13 protein-coding genes are annotated in these 17,251 nt (G+C 45.5%); 6 read left to right on the forward strand and 7 right to left on the reverse strand.

All coding sequences use genetic code 11. The features are described 5' to 3' along the window. Positions 1-17 precede the first annotated feature (17 nt). From ACYX4N_RS18920 to ACYX4N_RS18935, 4 genes are all read left to right on the forward strand, one after another. A complete protein-coding gene (locus ACYX4N_RS18920) occupies positions 18-1,223 on the forward strand; it encodes an argininosuccinate synthase (RefSeq protein WP_334050339.1) in 1,206 nt (401 codons plus the stop codon). Positions 1,224-1,297: 74 nt separating this feature from the next. Then, complete coding sequence (argH, locus tag ACYX4N_RS18925; RefSeq protein WP_476055136.1) at positions 1,298-2,680, forward strand: argininosuccinate lyase; 1,383 nt, start codon at positions 1,298-1,300, stop codon at positions 2,678-2,680. 18 nt (positions 2,681-2,698) lie between these two features. Then, positions 2,699-4,009, forward strand: coding sequence for an amino-acid N-acetyltransferase (argA, locus tag ACYX4N_RS18930; protein WP_476055137.1), 1,311 nt, complete (start codon positions 2,699-2,701; stop codon positions 4,007-4,009). A gap of 173 nt (positions 4,010-4,182) precedes the next feature. Then, complete coding sequence (locus ACYX4N_RS18935) at positions 4,183-5,079, forward strand: alpha/beta hydrolase family protein (protein ID WP_476055138.1); 897 nt, start codon at positions 4,183-4,185, stop codon at positions 5,077-5,079. Positions 5,080-5,144: 65 nt separating this feature from the next. Here the strand turns inward: ACYX4N_RS18935 and ACYX4N_RS18940 are convergent, their stop codons facing one another. Both ACYX4N_RS18940 and ACYX4N_RS18945 read right to left on the reverse strand, forming a co-directional pair. After that, complete coding sequence (locus tag ACYX4N_RS18940) at positions 5,145-6,257, reverse strand: DUF2855 family protein (protein ID WP_476055139.1); 1,113 nt, start codon at positions 6,255-6,257, stop codon at positions 5,145-5,147. 16 nt (positions 6,258-6,273) lie between these two features. After that, entirely contained in the window at positions 6,274-7,689 is a 1,416-nt protein-coding gene (locus tag ACYX4N_RS18945) for an NAD(P)-binding protein (protein ID WP_476055141.1), read from the reverse strand. A gap of 124 nt (positions 7,690-7,813) precedes the next feature. On the opposite strand from ACYX4N_RS18945, the gene ACYX4N_RS18950 reads away from it, so the two are divergent. Further along, the gene (locus ACYX4N_RS18950) at positions 7,814-8,392 is read left to right on the forward strand and encodes a TetR/AcrR family transcriptional regulator (protein ID WP_476055142.1); all 579 of its coding nucleotides are present in this window, start codon (positions 7,814-7,816) and stop codon (positions 8,390-8,392) included. A gap of 51 nt (positions 8,393-8,443) precedes the next feature. On the opposite strand, the gene ACYX4N_RS18955 is transcribed toward ACYX4N_RS18950, so the two are convergent. Then, positions 8,444-9,919: a catalase gene (locus ACYX4N_RS18955; protein WP_476055143.1), complete on the reverse strand. Its 1,476-nt coding sequence runs from the start codon at positions 9,917-9,919 to the stop codon at positions 8,444-8,446. A 508-nt stretch (positions 9,920-10,427) separates the two neighbouring features. Here ACYX4N_RS18955 and ACYX4N_RS18960 point away from each other — a divergent pair. Next, positions 10,428-10,955 (forward strand): hypothetical protein, encoded by a 528-nt coding sequence (locus tag ACYX4N_RS18960; RefSeq protein WP_476055144.1) that lies wholly within the window; start codon positions 10,428-10,430, stop codon positions 10,953-10,955. A 36-nt stretch (positions 10,956-10,991) separates the two neighbouring features. Here ACYX4N_RS18960 and yghU read toward each other — a convergent pair whose 3' ends face one another. From yghU to ACYX4N_RS18980, 4 genes are all read right to left on the reverse strand, one after another. Continuing rightward, entirely contained in the window at positions 10,992-11,849 is an 858-nt protein-coding gene (gene yghU / locus ACYX4N_RS18965) for a glutathione-dependent disulfide-bond oxidoreductase (protein ID WP_476055145.1), read from the reverse strand. A gap of 279 nt (positions 11,850-12,128) precedes the next feature. Then, on the reverse strand, positions 12,129-12,386 hold the full coding sequence (locus ACYX4N_RS18970; RefSeq protein ID WP_476055146.1) for a hypothetical protein: 258 nt from the start codon (positions 12,384-12,386) through the stop codon (positions 12,129-12,131). A 308-nt stretch (positions 12,387-12,694) separates the two neighbouring features. Further along, positions 12,695-14,386, reverse strand: a complete 1,692-nt coding sequence (locus ACYX4N_RS18975) for an NAD-dependent malic enzyme (RefSeq protein ID WP_474809073.1) — start codon at positions 14,384-14,386, stop codon at positions 12,695-12,697. A 79-nt stretch (positions 14,387-14,465) separates the two neighbouring features. Continuing rightward, positions 14,466-17,129 carry a penicillin-binding protein 1A gene (locus tag ACYX4N_RS18980; RefSeq protein ID WP_476055147.1) on the reverse strand — a complete coding sequence of 888 codons (2,664 nt, stop codon included), beginning with the start codon at positions 17,127-17,129 and terminating at the stop codon, positions 14,466-14,468. Positions 17,130-17,251: the final 122 nt, after the last annotated feature.

Below are 17,251 nucleotides of genomic sequence, written 5' to 3' on the forward strand. Positions count from 1 at the left end.
TTAAAAGGATTAAATAGATGCAAAACGTAAAAAAAATCGTGCTGGCCTATTCAGGCGGGCTTGATACATCAGCCATCATTCCATGGCTTAAAGAAAACTATGGCTGTGAAGTTGTAGCATTTGCAGCAGATGTGGGCCAAGGTGATGAAGAGCTAGAAGGCCTTCACGAGAAAGCTATCGCGTCTGGCGCAAGCGAATGCCACATTGTTGATTTGAAAGAAGAGTTCGTAAGTGAATATATCTTCCCAACTATTACTACCGGTGCGGTTTACGAAGGGGAATATTTACTTGGTACGTCAATGGCGCGCCCGGTAATCGCAAAAGCGCAAGTTGAGATAGCCCGTAAAGTAGGTGCCGACGCCCTATGTCACGGCTGTACCGGTAAAGGTAACGACCAGGTGCGTTTTGAAAGCACCTTTGCCGCCCTTGCTCCAGACCTTACCGTTATCGCGCCGTGGCGTGAGTGGGATATGGTAAGCCGCGAAGACTTACTTGCGTACCTAGCCGAGCGCAATATTGCGACTACAGCGTCAGCAACAAAGATTTACAGCCGTGATGCCAACGCATGGCACATTTCTCACGAAGGCGGCGAGCTTGAAGATCCATGGCAAGAGCCTACCAAGCAAGTGTGGACCATGACGGTTGACCCAGAAGATGCACCAGACACGCCTGAGCGCGTTACCCTGTCTTTTGACGAAGGTAAGCTGACTCATGTTGATGGTGAAGCACTATCGCCTTATCAAGCGCTAGTTAAACTTAATACTGTTGCTGCGGCACACGGTGTTGGGCGTATCGACATTGTTGAAAACCGCCTTGTAGGCATGAAGTCACGTGGTTGTTATGAAACGCCAGGAGGCACTGTATTACTTAAAGCGTATAAAGCGCTAGAAACTATGGTGCTAGATAAAGCGGCGCTTAAATACCGCGAGCAAATTGGCCTTGAGTTCTCACATGTTATGTACGATGGCCGTTGGTTTACTGCCCTTAACGATGCACTGCTTGCTGGCGCAGCGTCTTTTGCTAAGAAAGTGACAGGCGAGATAGTAGTTAAACTTTATAAAGGGCAAGCTACTGTTACCCAGCGTAAATCGCCCAACAGCCTTTACTCTGAAGACTTTGCTACCTTTGGTGCAGACGATGTTTACGACCAGAAACACGCTGAGGGCTTTATCCGCCTATTCAGCCTTTCAAGTCGTATTGAAGCACTAAAAAATCAAGGTTAATGGTATACCGCGCGTAGCGTTTAGCAGCTACGCGCAGGTAGCAAAGGCAACAAACAGTATTTAAGGAGCATCGCATGGCGTTGTGGGGTGGCCGGTTTGAATCCGGTGCAAGTAGTATGTTTAAACAGGTTAACGACTCGCTGCCGTTTGACCAAGTTATGGCAAGCCAAGATATTCAAGGCTCTATCAGCTGGTCTCGTGCGCTTCAAAAGGCTGGCGTATTGACCGTTGACGAACAAGCCCAGCTTGAAGCAGCACTTAGCGAGTTGAAAGCGAAAGCCGATGCTGGAGAATTAGACTTTAACGCATCGAGCGAAGAAGACATTCACAGCTTTGTAGAAGCTGCGCTTATTGAAAAGCTTGGCGACATTGGTCGTAAGCTTCATACCGGGCGTAGCCGAAACGATCAGGTAGCCACCGACTTTCGCTTGTGGGTACGTGAACATATTGCCTCACTTCGCGCTGATGTTTTAGGTGTGATCAAATCGCTTCTTAATGCCGCAAGTCGTCATCAAGAAGCGATCATCCCAGGTTATACCCACTTACAGCGTGCACAGCCTATTCACTTTGCACACTGGTGCTTGGCTTACGTTGAAATGCTAAAGCGTGACTTAAGCCGTTTAGACGACTTGAAAGTCCGTATGAACCAGTGCCCGTTAGGCTCTGGTGCATTAGCAGGCACTACTTTCCCTGTAGACCGTCATGCCATTGCTGAAGAGCTGGGCTTTGACTCTCCATGCCTTAACAGCCTAGACGCTGTGTCGGATAGAGACTTTGTGCTAGAGCTTTTATTTGTAGCCAGCACCAGCATGATGCATTTGTCTCGTCTTGCCGAAGACATGATTTTCTATAACTCTGGCGAAGCCGGTTTCTTACAGTTAGGCGATAGCGTAACCTCTGGTTCATCGCTTATGCCGCAGAAGAAAAACCCAGATGCACTAGAGTTAATGCGCGGCAAATGCGGCCGTGTGTTTGGCTCACTGCAGGCCCTGCTAGTTACCATGAAGGGCCTTCCACTTGCATACAACAAAGATATGCAAGAAGACAAAGAAGGCGCTATCGATACGGTAAACCAGTGGCACATTTGCTTGTGCATTGCTAGTGAAGTGCTCGACTCATTGCAGCTTAATGAAGAGCGCTGTCGTACTGCGGCAACTCAAGGCTTTTCTAACGCAACCGAGCTTGCCGATTACTTGGTAGGTAAAGGTGTACCGTTTAGAACAGGCCATGATATTGCAGGGCGCGTTGTGCTTCAGGCCATCGACAAAGGCTGTGCTATTGAAGATTTACCGCTAAGCGACATGCAGGCGATTTGCGATAAAATCGAAGACGATGTTTATCCAGTACTTCAATTGGAATACGGCGTAAACCAGCGCAATATCCTTGGCGGAACCAGTAAAGAAACAGTCACTAAAGCACTGTATCAAGAGCTGGAAGATTTGGATAAGCAAGGGTAGCGGTAAGGAACTACTTAGATGGTATTAGCGCAGCAAGATGGTATAAAACTGTTTCGCAGTTCACTGCCATATATTAATGCTCATCAGGGAAAGACCTTTGTACTGATGTTCGGTGGCGAAGCCATCGAACATCCTAATTTTCCCAACATTATTCAAGATATCGCTCTATTGAACAGCCTTGGCGTACGTGTGGTTGTGGTGCACGGTGCCAGACCACAAATAGACCAGCGAGTTGCGTTACGCAGTATAGAAGGCCGCTTCGAAAACGGTGTACGCATTACAGATAAACAAACCCTTGAGTGCGTTAAAGATGCCGCCGGCTCGGTGCGTTCTCAAGTGGAAGCTCTGCTTACTATGGGGCTTCCCAACTCACCTATGCACGGCTCTCAAATACGCGTGTGTTCGGGCAACCTGGTCGTTGCCAAGCCGATGGGCGTACGAGGCGGTGTTGATTTCGAAAACACGGGATTAGTGCGTCGTATTGATACGACCGGCATTAACGATCATTTAAACGACGGCTCAATTGTGCTGCTATCTCCTATGGGCTATTCATCAACAGGAGAAGTGTTTAACTTATCTCACGAAGATGTAGCCACACAGGCGGCTATAGCCCTTAAAGCTGACAAACTTATCGTATTTTCAAACTATGATGGCGTATACAACCGTGACGGACGTTTACTTCGTACAATTGAACGCCCTCAGCTAGAACAGTTGATGATGGCGGGCGACATTACCACCGAAGATACGGTGTTAAGCGCTCTTACCACCAGCGTAGCTGCAGGTGTTCCCCGTGCCCACTGCATCAGCTTTGAAAAGGACGGCGCATTGCTTCAAGAGCTGTTCACCCGTGACGGTACGGGTTCGCTTGTAATGGAACATCATTACGAACAACTGCGTGCAGCCACCATCGAAGATGTAGGCGGTATCTTAAAGCTGATAAAACCGTTAGAAGAAAGCGGCGTGTTAGTGAAGCGCTCTCGTGAGCGTTTAGAAAACGAAATAAACCAGTTTATCGTGATAGTGCGTGACGGCATGATCATCGCCTGCGCAGCTTTGTATTTATACCCCGAAGACGGTTGTGCCGAGCTAGCTTGTGTGGCAACCCACCAAGATTATCGCGGTAAAAACCGTGGCGAACGGATTTTAGATGAAGTGCGCTCCCGTGCTAAAGAAGCGGGTATTAACAGTATTTTTGTACTGACCACAGTTACCGCACACTGGTTTTTGGAGCAAGGGTTTGAACCTGCAGACATTAGTGCGCTACCTGCCGTAAAGAAAGAGCTATATAACTTCCAGCGCAATTCTAAAGTATTTACCTTGGCGGTGTAGGAAATCTCTCGTTTTAGCGCGAATGCTATGGCTTACCATCCCAGCTAAGCAATAGCATTTGCGCGTCACTTATCACTCAGCACTAACTATTAACAAAATAAATAGTCAAGATATTGCATTTTATTGGTGCAGAAGGTTTACTGGTTAGACCAGATGTGTTTTCGAGATCTCCAATGTCGAGCAAAATAAAGCAATACGGCACAATAAAGAATACGAGTGTTAAAGATATCACTGTTACTTGCGTTGATAGCACGCCACTTGCTGCCTCTCTTTTCACCCCCGAGCAGCCTGCTAAAGCAGCCATTATGATTGGTCCTGCTACGGGTATCAAACGTCAGTTTTACCGCGCATTTGCTACTTATTTGTGTGAGCAAGGGTTTGGCGTTATCACGTTCGATAACCGAGGCATTGGCGAGTCGGTAAAGGGCTGCGTTAAACAAAGCGATGCATCACTAGTAACCTGGGGGGAACAAGATATGCCGGCGGTGCTAGAGACACTAAAGGTTCATTTCCCTAACGTACCCTATTTTCTTGTTGGCCATAGCGCAGGTGGCCAATTACTGGGTTTGATGCACAACGTACACGACCTCACTGCTTTTTGTAACTTTGGCAGTTCATCAGGTAGCTTACGAAACATGCGTAAAAGCTATCTGCTAAAAGCGCATTTCTTTATGAATTTCTATATCCCCGTGAGTAATTTACTGTTCGGCCATACGAAATCTCAGTGGGTAGGCATGGGAGAGCCACTGCCTAAAAAAGTGGCGCGCCAATGGCAAAAATGGTGTAACGGTAAAGGATACGTAAAAACAGGGTTCGGCAGTGATGTAAACCAGCACCACTACGACACCATTCAGATACCTTCTAAGTGGTTACTCGCCAATGACGATGACATTGCTAATATTCACAACGTCCACGATATGATTAGCGTTTTCCCCAATATGGAAGCTGAGGTGGAGGAACTCGACCCGCAGGCCAACAACGTAAAAGAAATAGGCCACATGAAGTTTTTCTCACGGAAATGTCAGCATCTATGGCCTAAAGTCACCGATTACTTTAATCAATACGTGTGATATTACCTTCGAACGAGCGCTTTTTATCAAAGCGCTCGAACTTAACGAAGGTGAGGAGCTCCACGCTAAACAAGCGTATAAATTCTTCCTTCGTCTGAGGGAATCTGACCTTGTTGATGCTGGCTAAAGTCATCTTGTAGCGCGCTCAGCCCTTCACGCTCTTCAACGTTCAACCAACCGGCGCTCCACGCAATGGCTTTTGATACAAACCCGCTACTTAACTTCTGGTACTCAGCAGCCCCAATCTCAGACATGCGCTGCTGTATATGAGCAGGCGCAAAGAAGAACTCCTCATCGCTTTTGGGCTTAACGTCCTGCCAGTGAGTAAGCCCTACGTTGATGTATCTTGTTAAGTGCGTACCAAGTCTATGTTTAATTACTTCTTTGACCTGAGCATTACCTGACATGTCGACCACAACGGTGCTTTTTAGTTGCAACATTCCCAGCTGTTCATAGCTAATAACGGTGCTGTAAACATTTAACGCTTCAAGTGATGCAATGCGCTTTTCAGAGGTGACGCCTATCGCGCTAATACCGGCTTCATTTAACGCAAAGGCAAGCCCTAAACTGGTTTTGCTTGAAGCACTTAGTACTAATAACTGTTCTTGCGCTGAAGCGGGTATGGATTCGATTACTTCCGACAAACAAAAGGACGTTGCATAAAGCGGCCACAGCAACATCTGAAAATTTTCTTGGCTGTGCTGCTTCGTGTTTACTTCAGCGTTAGCATCGCTCTTTTGGGCAGGCAGTGGGCGATATACGTTATAACCTTGCGGCAACGTCAAGCGATGTGGGCTACAGTCGATAAGGTTACTGCTATTAACTGTAGTGTTACTCATAACCAAATATTCAGCGGGTGGGAAGTACCCCAGAAAACGACTTCCTGCTTCTACCGCATCGTTATTAGAGCTAATTACTTGCCCCACGCCCCATACTGGAATAACGCCCCAGTTTTCGTTGCTACTGGTATTAAAAGGTGGAAAAAACTGCCAATAACCTAGCTTGTCACCCACCATATAATAGGTCAGGTTATTGGCAGTAAACGCGAACCTTTCAATTTTGATCACTAGGCTTTTCGCCTTTCCAGTTCCCTCTATCTGCGCGTTATCATGACTAGCTTCTGTTTGCATTATTCGATAACGGTTTGGGTTCGTTTTGTCTATTTGAAACTGTTTCATCGTTATTTATAACCTCTTAAAGTTGCCCACTCGCTTTTAAGCCGTGTATGTAGGTCATCAGCTTTTGCATTGCCGGTCCCGCTGCTTCTTTCAAACGCCCTAACACCTGCATTTTTTGCATATCGTCTTTTGCCACGCCGTGTACTACTTTTGAAAAGCCATCCAGCCGACAATGGTAGATCCAATCTTTAAGCGCTGTGTCTTCACCCCAAATTTGCATGTTTCGCAACATGGCAGCAGTCATGGGTAACCAGTCGACGTCACGATTAGGCAATGGGACCACTTGTGTCAGCATCTGCTTTTGTTGTTCATCGCTGTAGGCCGCCTCTACGTGGGCAATAAGCGCTGCACTAAACACGGGTTGATAGGCGCGCACTGTTTGAGGGGTGATGGTGTCGCCATCGAACACCGCTTTCATCTCTAGGTTAGTCAGTGCAGAAGCTGAGCAGTCAATGACCAACGCGTTATCTGGCATTTTCCATGTTGTGCTTTCAAAACACAGTTCTTCGCGGCTGATATGCTTAACCCGACCTTCTCTAACGATAGACGGGAGCGTTTGTAAGGCTTTTAGCTCTAGTTCGCTTACCGTTGCACCGTGAAACATACTGGGTCTTACGTTTTTATCTAAACGCAACAGAACACCGCGCTCCTCTAATTTGTCGAACATATCTTCAATGGAGGTTGACGCAGCAATGGCTTCCATTTGATTTGCTTGTGCCCCAATAGAGTCGAAGAAGAAGTCATCCAAGGGCTGCGTATTTTTACGGTTGAGTAACCAAGCATCTCGCGATACCACCCAGTGGATATTATGCGGTGCCACATGGTTTTCAAGCAGCCATAGGCAGGTATCAATACCCGTTTTACCCCCACCAACAACCACGTAGTTTTCAAAGCCTTCAATATTTTGAACCACGGTATTAACTGGCGTAAAGGCAACATCGTCGTCGCGGGTAAAGCTAGGTGTATGAGTAAGCGGAATATTAGTGTTGAGATAAGTGGCATCAACAATTTTCTTGTTAACCGTAACGTTATAGTGCTTGCCATTTAACGTAGAAATAAATTGTTTATTGCCCTTGTATTCGCAAAGCGGGTAATACTGCACACGGTTTGAAGGTAAAAAGGTCTCGTTCATTACCGCATCGAAATATGCGCTAACTTCTTGGCCTGAAGCTAACCCCATTAGGCCTTCATTCATTCCACACTTGTCGATTACGCCCCGATTTAGCTCTTTTGAGCATACGCCATAGAACGCTGAAGGCTGGTGAAGGGTAACGAAGGGGTAGGCATAATTCCAATGCCCGCCGGGCTTCGCATTTTTATCTACAATCAAAATGTTAGCGTTTGTTTCGTGAAGCAGTACATCAGCGAATGCCATCCCTACCGCGCCAGCACCAACAATTAAATAATCGCAGGTTAATTGCTCAGTTTTCATATATAGTGTCCTTATGAATAACCTGCGGGCAGGCAGGTTAAGTGTTAAACCAAGAGATATAACAGCGTTATAAATTCACTCTACATAACGGTGTTATATTGCGCAACATGTAAATGATGTGTAAATGAAAAAAGATACGCGACAAAAGATCTTAGATGCGGCTTCTGCACTGTTTCTGAAGGGCGGTACAAATGCGCTGAGCGTGCGTGCCATTGCTGAAGGCGCAGGTATGTCTACTATTGGTATTTATAGCCATTTCAAAGGTAAGCAGGGTATTTTAGATGCACTTTACATAGAAGGCTTTGAACTAGTAGAGCGTGAAATGTTGGCAGCCGATGGCAATACAGCGGCAGAAAAAGTGATTAATGGCTGTGAGCGTATTTTAACGTTTTCAGAAACCCATGCGGCCCATTATCGGTTAATTTTCGCTTCTAATTTGAAAGATTATACGCCATCAGATGAGGCGATAGAGGCAGGTGAAAAAGCCTTTATCACGCTAACTAAGCTGACCGCGGCGTTAATCAAAAAAGACCTGTCTGTTGAAGAAAAGCAAGATGTTGCTATGCAGGTGTGGGCGCTTAATCACGGGTACATTACCTTAAACCAGCACGAAATTAGCAACCGGATTACTTGGAACAATTGGAAAGAACGTGCGCTTCAAGCCATCCGTTTGCACGTTTACGCCCTAGTCGCTACCCAGTAACGAAGCGGGGTCAGAGTACTTTTTCCAAAATTAACTCTGACCCCATTTACTCTATCTGTTAGATACTGCCTGTCTTACACGGGCGCCATAATCACTATCTGCCAAGTCGTATTGCACGAACATCGCTTCTTGCACATCTTGTGTCGCTTGGCTTAAACCATCAGCGATATTGTTTACTAACTGCTGCTTTTGATCTTCACTCATAATGCGGTACAGATCACCTGCCTGAGAGTAGTTGTCTTCATCACGGTTATCATAGATGTCTAACCATGCATCTTGCTCTAGTGGCATCGGTGGTTCTTGCACCTCTGGCATTTCAGCAGGCTCACCAATACGAGCTCGGTTGTTTGGATAGAAGTTGGCTCCACTTCCCGCTAGTGCTGGGTTGATCCCTGCAAAAGCGCCATCTCGCTGATAATTGTGTACAGGACAACGTGGTGCGTTTACCGGTATTTGATTGTAGTTGGCTCCAATGCGGTATCTGTGAGCATCTTGATATCCAATTAGTCGCGCTTGAAGCATTCTGTCTGGCGACGCACCAATACCCGGTACCAAATTGCTCGGCGCGAACGCTGCTTGCTCAGTTTCTGCAAAGTAGTTATCAACATTGCGGTTTAACTCCAACTGTCCAACTTCAATTAATGGGAAGTCGCTGTGTGGCCATACCTTGGTAAGATCAAACGGATTGATATGATAATTACGTGCTTCCTCTTCAGTCATAACCTGCACGTTCACGGTCCACGATGGAAAATCGCCTTTATCAATGCTTTCAACCAGATCTTGCTGAGCGCCATAGGCAGGCATCTTTTCCGCTTCTTCGTTAGTGAGCGTTTTAATACCTTGGTTAGTTTTAAAGTGCCATTTCACCCAAAAACGTTCGCCGGCATTATTCCAGAAACTCAATGTATGTGAGCTATAGCCATTCACGTGACGATAGGAAAGCGGAATACCACGGTCAGACATCAAAATCGTTGATTGGTGTAATGACTGTGGGTTATTCGCCCAAAACTCATAGACCGCCTGCGGATCTGGCAAGTTAGTACGTGGGTTCTTTTTCTGGCTGTGTATAAAGTCAGGGAACTTAATGCCGTCTCGCAAAAAGAATACTGGGGTATTATTGCCTACCATATCCCAATTACCCTGTTCGGTGTAAAACTTCACTGAAAAACCACGTGGGTCACGCGCGTAATCACTTGAATCTTGACCACCACCTACCGTAGAAAATCGCAAGAACACATCGGTCTTTTGCCCTTCTTTTTGCAAGAAGTCGGCAATAGTATAATCAGACAAACTTTTAGTTAGCGTAAACGTACCATACGCTGCGCTACCTCTGGCGTGAACTACGCGCTCTGGAATTCGCTCGCGGTTAAAGTGCGCAAGCTTCTCGAACAAATAGTGGTTATCAAAAGTAACGGGGCCGCGAGGACCCACGGTTCGACTTTGATTGTCATTGGCAACGGGCGCACCATTGCTAGACGTTAGCGTGGTAGGGTTTATAGCTGTACCTGAAAATGGACACTTACTCATTGCGAATTCCTTCTAGTTCTTTTCTCGCCCTCTTTTTAGCTTTACTAATTGTCTCGCTAAAACTGGGCGCTATATGCGCAATTAACAATGTTTTGCTAATCACCTTTTTCGTTTAAAAAGATAATCGCTGATTCACAACAACAATTAAAGTGAACAAAATAGATAATGCTAATCGTGATTTCAAATTACGCTAAAACACCTTTACTAGGTGAATATTTTTGAATATCTGTTTTTGCTGCTGGGGCGTCGTAAGATGAAGGTAAGCATCGGCGAGTTTTTATGACTGGAAGGAGCGAAAGCTACTCATCGCTATTGTCTGGCGTCTAAAATAAATGGTGAAATGTGCAAATTCCATGGGTTCTTCAGCTGACACGCTCACTATTTTAGTTCGATAGAGGCTATAAAAAGATAGAGCAAAACGAATTACTTTTTTGCAATGAAAGTCTAGCGGTGTGCTTTTTTCGTAAAAGGCACAATAAGCATCCGCAATCTACTAGGGGCTTGCCTCATGACAAAGCCACTCATATTTATCACCGGTTTTATAATGTTGTGTATCATTGCCGTTGCGTCTTGGAATACCTTTGAAACACTATGGCGTATTAACAGCAAGAACAGCGAGCTAAGTTTTATGGGCAGTTCGGGTTGGCAATGGCATAACAAATCAAAAGGGCTTCAAATTAAGCGAGTTGATGGCTATTTGCCGGCGCTGAGAAGAGTGTCCGAGAGTAAAGAATATGCATCACTCATTACCATTACCGAAAAGGGAGGGTACCGGGGTTTTGTATTTTTTGACCAAGACTGTGAAGAAGGCGCTATTGTCTCTGAGCATGTAACTTACAGTGCGGCAGAAGCACCAAAACTTGAAGTGTTACATTGCCTGCATGGAAAGTTAGTGTATATGAAAAACTGGTCTGCAGCGCCTAACGAACGCTGGCGAGGCCGTGTGGGCAACTTTGAATTTAATGAGGCCCTGAATGAGTGGGATTTCACACCACTTCAACAAGCCTATCTAAAGAGTGTGGCAGAGCTCATTTGAAAATTGGGGTCAGAGTCCGGACTCTGACCCCATTATTTAGGTGTTGGCGAGGGCGTCGTCGATATCTTTTGCGCTGTGGCGGTTTGCTAGCTGGCCGTCATCGCCCCAGGTTTTGTTGACAATACGACCTCGTTTGACGCCTTCTCGTTGCTCTAGCTGTTTAGCCCATCGTACTAAGTTGGTGTACTCATGTACTTGAAGAAACGTTGCTGCGTCGTATAGGTTGCCAAGCACTAAATTGCCGTACCATGGCCATATAGCCATATCTGCAATGCTGTATTCACTTCCCGCCATAAACTCATTATTTGCTAAGTGCTTATCTAGCACGTCTAGTTGACGCTTAGTTTCCATAGTAAAGCGATTGATAGGATATTCCATTGGGTAAGGTGCATAGCTATAGAAGTGCCCGAAGCCGCCACCTAAGTAAGGCGCCGAGCCTACCTGCCAGAACAGCCAGTTAAAACACTCTGCTTTAGCATGGGCGTCTTGGGGAATGAACTTACCGAACTTTTCTGCGAGGTAAACCAAGATTGAACCTGATTCAAAAAGCTTCGTTTCTGGCGCCGTTGTAGTATCGACCATTGCGGGAATTTTACTATTAGGGTTCACGTCAACAAACCCTGAAGAAAACTGCTCGCCCTCACCAATATTTATAAGCCAAGCGTCGTACTCTGCTTCACTTACACCTGCTGCCAACAGCTCTTCTAGCATGATAGTCACTTTCTGACCGTTGGGCGTGGCTAACGAATAAAGCTGCAAACCATGTTCGCCACTCGGACGATCCTTTTCGTGGGTAGCGCCAGACACAGGACGGTTAATACTAGCCCACTTGTTACCATCATCTTCAGCCTGAGTCCAAACTTCTGGCGGTGTGTAGTTATTTTCTGTCGACATAGCAAATCCTTATAGTTTCTTTATTGGTTAAGTTACTGCAATACATAGCTATTAAGAACAGCTTTTAAAGACTTATAGCTCATCACTGTCGACTAATAAACGGTGATATACGGTTACTGACATAAAAAAGCCGCACTTTGTTAAGACACAAAGCACGGCTTCAATAATAAAAGGCGAGCAGTCCATTGCCCGCAAACTGGTACTAATCGATACCCACCGATAAGCTTTAACTGCAGAAACGGTGACTATATCGATAGCATGTAAACGTATGATTTCGGGTTACTTAACCTTGTAGTAGGCGTCAATTAGGTCGGATTCATCCAAATAGACAAACATTTCACTTTGTTCATCTACTGGGCTTTCTGAAGCAGGTTCGATAGCTTTTTCCGTAGCCTTTTCATCATGTGCTACAACATCAACGTTAGTTGCATCACAAGCAGAAATTGTTGCAAGAGCTGCCATAACTAACGACGTAGAGAATGAGCGCTTAATAAGTCGCGTACAGAAAGGACTTGCCTTGTTTTTTAACTTTGTCATCAATAACACCTCTTGCTCCTTGTTGTAACTAATAAGAAGAGTATCAATCATCGTGCCAATTGAAATTAATCAATAAATATCAATAATTTAATAACACCAAGGTAGTAAAAAGAGTCAGAGAAATGAAGGAAATGTTGCGCATAGGCAACACCATTTTACATTGGTTTACGATTGCTCCGCGAGATGGATAAAAAGCGAACGAATTAGGTTTGGTTATTTCTGCTAATGATAGAGAAGTAATAAAGAAAACCTAGTCTACAGGCACAAAAAAAGCAGGTTTCACCTGCTTTTTTAAAGTTATGTGCAGATTAAATACTTACCCGCTTATAAGGACGATATTCAGCTTTCCAGAAGTTTCGCTCAATGCTGGCGCGCAGTGCGTCGTCAGACATTTCCAAGGCTAGCCCCTGCTCCATCGCTACTTTTCCTACTTCAAAAGCGATCTCACGGCTAATTTCCGCGATAGCTGCAAGTGGTGGTAATAATGAACCTTGACCGGTGTTGACTAATGGCGACGCTGCCGCCAGAGCATTACTTGCAGCCATTAGCATTTCATCGCTAATTAACTTCGCTTTTGAGGCAACAACACCAAGACCAATACCAGGGAAAATATAAGAGTTATTACACTGAGCAATAGGGATGACATTGCCATTGTACTCAACAGGCTTAAACGGGCTCCCGGTTGCAATAATCACCTCACCTTCGGTCCATTCAATTACTTGCTCTGGACGCGCTTCAACCTGGCGAGAAGGGTTGCTTAACGGGAAGATAATCGGCAGTTCACAACCTTGCTTCATGGCACGGATAACTTGCTCAGTGAATAGACCTGGCTGACCTGAAACACCAATAAGTACGTCTGGTTTCGCGCAGTGCATCACATCTAACAAAGAGGCGTAGTCACCGCTGAATGTCCAATCTGCCAAATCGGCATTCTTCTGCTGAAGTTTTTGTTGAAAGTCGCGCAAACCTTCCATGCCTTCAGTTACCAAACCAAAACGGTCAATCATAAACACTTGCTTACGCGCTTGTTCGTCGGTAAGGCCTTCAAATACCATTTGCTGAATTAGCATTTCAGCAATACCACAGCCCGCAGAGCCCGCCCCAACGAACACAACTTTCATGTCTCTTAGCTTTTGCTGCTTGGTTTTACACGCCGCCAGAATAGTGCCAAGAGTAACTGCAGCGGTGCCTTGAATATCGTCGTTAAAACAGCACACGTCGTTGCGATAGCGGTTTAATAGCGGCATAGCATTTGGCTGTGCAAAATCTTCAAATTGAATCATCACGTCAGGCCAGCGTCGCTTCACCGCATTGATGAACATATCAACAAATTCGTCGTACTCTTCCTGCCCTATACGCGGGTGACGCGCGCCCATGTACATAGGGTCATTAAGCAGTTTTTCGTTGTTAGTTCCTACATCTAACATCACTGGTAAAGTGTACGCAGGGCTAATTCCCCCGCAAGCGGTGTAAAGCGATAGCTTTCCGATAGGAATGCCCATACCACCTATACCTTGGTCACCCAAGCCTAGAATGCGCTCACCGTCAGTCACAACAATCACTTTCACTTTGCGCTTTGTCGCATTGCGAACGATGTCATCTAGCTGATGACGTTCTTCATAAGACACAAACAAGCCGCGTGAACTGCGATAAATGTCAGAAAACTGTTCGCATGCATCACCTACAGTTGGGGTGTAGATGATAGGCATCATTTCATCAATGTGCTTTTGAATCAGACGATAAAACAAGGTTTCGTTGTTATCTTGAATAGCGCGCAGATAAATATGCTTGTTTAGTGCTTCGTCAAAGCTGCTGTATTGCATATAAGCACGCTCAACCTGCTCTTCAATCGTTTCATACCGTGGAGGCACTAGACCAGTTAAGTTAAAGGCCGCACGCTCACGTGCTGTGAACGCACTGCCTTTATTCAGTAGGGGGGTTTCCAGCAAAGATGGGCCGGCATGAGGAATATAAAGATATCGCTGTGAATCTTCTGACATTGGTTTTCCGATAATGAGTTCAGGGCAAATACATCGCCTTCGCCTAAAGCAGCACGCACACAGCGTGCTTTTTTTATAATTAGAATATTTCTTCTGGCTCTGGCGCAGTTGTCTTGTCCTGCGTGGCTGGATCTAACACTTCGTCATCGCGAACGTAAGTGGTTGGTTCCGTACCTTGCAGGAAATATTCGAATAGTGTCGTATGGTCTGTACGTCTGGTCAACTTTCCACTGGTACGATCAATGCGAACACGCACTATATTCTCTGGTACGGGCATAGGCGTATGAGGTTTATTTTCAAGGGCGTGCTGCATAAATCTTATCCATGCAGGCTCCGCCGCTTTCGCGCCATCTTCGATACCAATCAAAGCGTTACCAATCCAGTTGAACTTCTCAGGGTCCTTATTAATCAAATTTTGATTACGTGTGGCACGTCCCAGTTGACGGCCCATATTGTCAAACCCAACCCAGGTCGTTGCCACCAAATCTTTATGGAAACCACTGAACCAGGTATCTCGTGAATCGTTCGTTGTGCCTGTTTTACCAGCAATATCGGTGCGCTGCAGAATATTTCGAGCACGCCAACCTGTGCCTAACCAATAGGTCTTTTTGCTCCAATTTCCATTTGCTCGAACAGCCGTACGCATCATCTCTGAAACTAAGAAGGCATTTTGAGCCGTAATGACCTGAGGCGCTATCGCTTTTTCAGTGTTTTCATCAAGGTCGGCGTCACCTAGTAAGATATCTTGGTTTAACTCAGCGGCTAGCAAGGCTTCAATATCCGCTTCTTCGTCTTCAGGCAGCATTTCTTGCTCGCTTTGGTTTTCGCAACGATTACATGCCCACACAGGGTTTGCTTTCCAAAGTTCATCGCCGTTTTCATCAAGTACTTTGCTAATGAAATGAGGGTTTACTAAGTAACCGCCGTTCGCGATGACCGACATACCTCTTACGACTTCAAGTGGGGTGTGTGAACTCGAACCTAGAGATACGGTTTCATCTAATGGAATGTCGTCTTTATTGAAACCAAATCGGGTTAAATAATCTGCCGTTTCTCTTAGACCAACACCACGTAGTAAACGTACCGATACCACGTTTTTAGATTTGCCCAAGGCTTTGCGCATTCTTATTGGGCCATCGTACTCTGCCGGTGAGTTTTGCGGTCGCCAAGCGACGCCGGTAGCGGCATTCCATTGGTTTATAGGCGCATCGTTTATAATTGACGCAAGTGTGTAACCACTGTCTATTGCTGCTGAATAAACAAAAGGCTTTATATTCGAACCCACCTGTCGTTTTGCCTGGGTCGCCCTATTAAATTGACTTTGGTAAAAGCTATAGCCGCCAACTACAGCTTCAACAGCGCCATTTTGAGGATTAAGCGCAATAAAGGCACCGCTTACTTCTGGAATTTGCGAAATACGCCACTGCCCTTCTTGCTGCCTAATGTAAATTACTGCGCCTTCTTGGGTTACATCTGATGCGGTTTTAGGGTCACTTCCCTGCCTAAAATCCGTAATGTAGCGCCTAGCCCAATCGAGGCCGTCCCACTCTACCGTAATGGTTCTTCCATCAACGGCAAGCACATCGATTGACTGATCATTTACCTTTGTAACAACCGATGGCAAAAGAGGTTTAATGTGAGGAATCTCTTCAAGCACGCGCATGATTGATTCGTTATCCCACTCTTCTCGTGTTGTTTTATTACTTACGTCAAAGCTTAAGGAAAGCTGGGGAATGACGTCATCCTTTCCTTCTGGCTTAGGAATATTCCATAAGTAACCAAGGGCGCCTTTATAGCCATGACGCTCATCGTAATCATGAAGGTTTCTCACCACTGCGCGTTGTGCCGCAAGTTGCAGATCAGACGTTGCGGTAGCGTAAACTTGGTAACCGCCCGTTTCCGCTTCTTCTTTGCCATAAATTTCTACCATTTCATTGTAAATGGTATCTGCTAAATATGGCGCATCAACTTCTATCTCGGCTCCGTGTTTCTTAGCTGTAACCGGCGCATTAGCCGCTTCATCGAACTGAGCTTTAGTTATGTATTCTTCATCTAACATTCGAAGAAGTACAACACGTCGACGCTCAACCGAACGCTCTGGCCCGCTTACAGGGTTAAGTACCGAGGGGGCTTTGGGAAGACCAGCTATAGTGGCAATTTGCGCTAAAGAAAGTTCGTCTAGCGGTTTGCCATAATACACCTGAGCAGCAGCACCAAATCCAAACGCCCTGTGCCCCAACTCAATTTTATTTAGGTACAGCTCCAGAATTTCCTGCTTGGAAAGCTCTTGCTCCATATGCAGCGCAATGAAAATTTCTTTGATTTTTCGAACGTAGGTCTTTTCACGGCTAAGAAAGAACCCTCTTGCTAGCTGCATGGTTAATGTACTCGCGCCCTGACGCTTTTCACCTGTAAGTACTAAACTTACTGCAGCGCGCACAATACCAATAGGGTCAATACCGTGATGTTCGTAGAAGCGACTATCTTCAGTAGCCAGTATGGCGTCAATTAATTCTTGCGGAACTTCCTCAAGTTTTACCGGGATCCGCCGTTTAACTCCATATTGTGAAATAAGTTTTCCATCTTTAGTGTATATCTGCATAGGGGTTTGCAGTTGTACATCCTTAAGTACAGTAACACTTGGTAGGTCAGGTTTGATATAAAAGTAAATACCTACCAGTGCTGCAAAACCAAGAAGGCCTGATAGAAAGCTAAATAAAAAAAGTGGTTTAATGTACTTCACTGTAACGGATACCAAGACATTTTGTTGAAATGACGTATATTCTATACGTATGTGTTATCTGTAGAACCATACGCACAATACTAATAGAGTAATATTGTACTTTAGAGCAACTACCTTTGAAA

It is taken from the genome of Alteromonas sp. ABH4_452 (genome assembly GCF_056311825.1).

What these genes read in the sequence shown, in the direction of transcription:
- ACYX4N_RS18920 (WP_334050339.1), top strand. Translation starts at nt 18, where the DNA reads ATGCAAAACGTAAAAAAAATCGTGCTGGCCTATTCAGGCGGGCTTGAT.
- argH (WP_476055136.1), top strand. Translation starts at nt 1,298, where the DNA reads ATGGCGTTGTGGGGTGGCCGGTTTGAATCCGGTGCAAGTAGTATGTTT.
- argA (WP_476055137.1), top strand. Translation starts at nt 2,699, where the DNA reads ATGGTATTAGCGCAGCAAGATGGTATAAAACTGTTTCGCAGTTCACTG.
- ACYX4N_RS18935 (WP_476055138.1), top strand. Translation starts at nt 4,183, where the DNA reads ATGTCGAGCAAAATAAAGCAATACGGCACAATAAAGAATACGAGTGTT.
- ACYX4N_RS18940 (WP_476055139.1), bottom strand. Translation starts at nt 6,257, where the DNA reads ATGAAACAGTTTCAAATAGACAAAACGAACCCAAACCGTTATCGAATA.
- ACYX4N_RS18945 (WP_476055141.1), bottom strand. Translation starts at nt 7,689, where the DNA reads ATGAAAACTGAGCAATTAACCTGCGATTATTTAATTGTTGGTGCTGGC.
- ACYX4N_RS18950 (WP_476055142.1), top strand. Translation starts at nt 7,814, where the DNA reads ATGAAAAAAGATACGCGACAAAAGATCTTAGATGCGGCTTCTGCACTG.
- ACYX4N_RS18955 (WP_476055143.1), bottom strand. Translation starts at nt 9,919, where the DNA reads ATGAGTAAGTGTCCATTTTCAGGTACAGCTATAAACCCTACCACGCTA.
- ACYX4N_RS18960 (WP_476055144.1), top strand. Translation starts at nt 10,428, where the DNA reads ATGACAAAGCCACTCATATTTATCACCGGTTTTATAATGTTGTGTATC.
- yghU (WP_476055145.1), bottom strand. Translation starts at nt 11,849, where the DNA reads ATGTCGACAGAAAATAACTACACACCGCCAGAAGTTTGGACTCAGGCT.
- ACYX4N_RS18970 (WP_476055146.1), bottom strand. Translation starts at nt 12,386, where the DNA reads ATGACAAAGTTAAAAAACAAGGCAAGTCCTTTCTGTACGCGACTTATT.
- ACYX4N_RS18975 (WP_474809073.1), bottom strand. Translation starts at nt 14,386, where the DNA reads ATGTCAGAAGATTCACAGCGATATCTTTATATTCCTCATGCCGGCCCA.